At 29.2% G+C, this 1,307-nt stretch carries 1 protein-coding gene; it reads left to right on the forward strand.

The annotated features are described in order from the left end of the window. Positions 1–229 precede the first annotated feature (229 nt). Positions 230–1,219, forward strand: coding sequence for a hypothetical protein (locus NI461_RS13990; RefSeq protein ID WP_151207364.1), 990 nt, complete (start codon positions 230–232; stop codon positions 1,217–1,219). The last annotated feature ends 88 nt before the right edge of the window (positions 1,220–1,307 follow it).

The raw sequence follows: 1,307 nt of genomic DNA on the forward strand, positions 1-1,307 counted from the left end.
CAGAATTAGGTCGTCCTCATACCCAAGTTGTCACTTGAATTCTGTTCAAATGAGCAGAGTGTTGTCTTTTAAATCTTTGTGCAACAAAGCCGTTTACAAAAAGGAATAACTGACTCTGAAGGTTTTATGAAAATTAAAAGAACAGGCTCTTCCCAAAAAATTATTACAAGAGTGTTAATAAATGAGGTTGAAGAAGCCCAAGATGCAAAAAAGATATAGGATTAATTAAATGTCTATAAAATATTCTAGATTAGAATTTAAAGTTTACCCTCCTTTAAAATTAAAAGACTTAACTTATAAGTTTATGGTCAGTAACCCTCTTACTAAAAAAACTATATTTACATATGAAGGAGAATTTGATGATAAAGGTTTTACTAAGTGGTTTCATATATATTCTCCACAAAACACCTTAATATATCTAATTTTTTATCGAAATGAAGTTATTCAAAAAATAGCAGTAAAAGCTTATTCTCAGCCTAATAATTGGAGTTTTTTTGATTTTAAAACAACCGTAGAACAAACACAAAAAGAAAAGAAAAATATTAGAGAGATTTATCTTAATAATGCAGAAGTAGCATGGTATTTAATAAAGAAAAAGGAAAAATTAATTAATTGGTCTAAACGAATATTCAAGCAGCCTCTAATAAAATCTGACTGGGAAATTCTTAAAAAAAATAACCCTCATATATTAGATCTATCATCTACAAGTACACTTGAACCAGGCCAGATTATAGTTTTATCGAATACAACGACAGCTAATGAAATTTCTGACTATAAAAAATATGCTGAAGAAGCACAAGATAATTTAAATCAAATGAAAAAAGATAAAAATTTCGATGCGGAATTTTTCGCTCAAAATTATGAGTTTTTATATGATGCTCTACAATCTCAGGAAACAAAAATTACGAATCAAAATATCTTTAAGAATAATGAGCATCCTTTAGTATATAAAAATGAAAACATATCTAATAGTTCCCATATAGCATGGGGAGCTGCTATAAAAACAGGTATAGATGGAGCATTGAATTTTTCTGAGGGATCCATACAAAGAATACATAAAATCCATGGAGAACTGGCATTAAAAATGTCAGAAGAAAAAGCGAAAGGTTCCTCTTTAGCAAATCCAAAAAACTTTAAGGCATTTAGAAAAAGGTATGCTCATTTATATAATGAACTCGATAAGGAATTTGCTAAAAATTTTTTTAAATGGGATCAATAGACCTCTTGCGAAAGTCCTTATTGCGAGTTTATTCGGTTTACTAATGCAGCGATTAAATTAATGCGTAAGCCGAATCTTTTCCGTCTAT

This window comes from Acinetobacter sp. S4400-12, from assembly GCF_024129495.1.
Classification (GTDB): Bacteria; Pseudomonadota; Gammaproteobacteria; order Pseudomonadales; family Moraxellaceae; genus Acinetobacter; species Acinetobacter lwoffii_C.

Bases quoted from the DNA above. Each gene is read 5' to 3' on its own strand.
- NI461_RS13990 (WP_151207364.1), top strand. From the start codon at position 230: ATGTCTATAAAATATTCTAGATTAGAATTTAAAGTTTACCCTCCTTTA.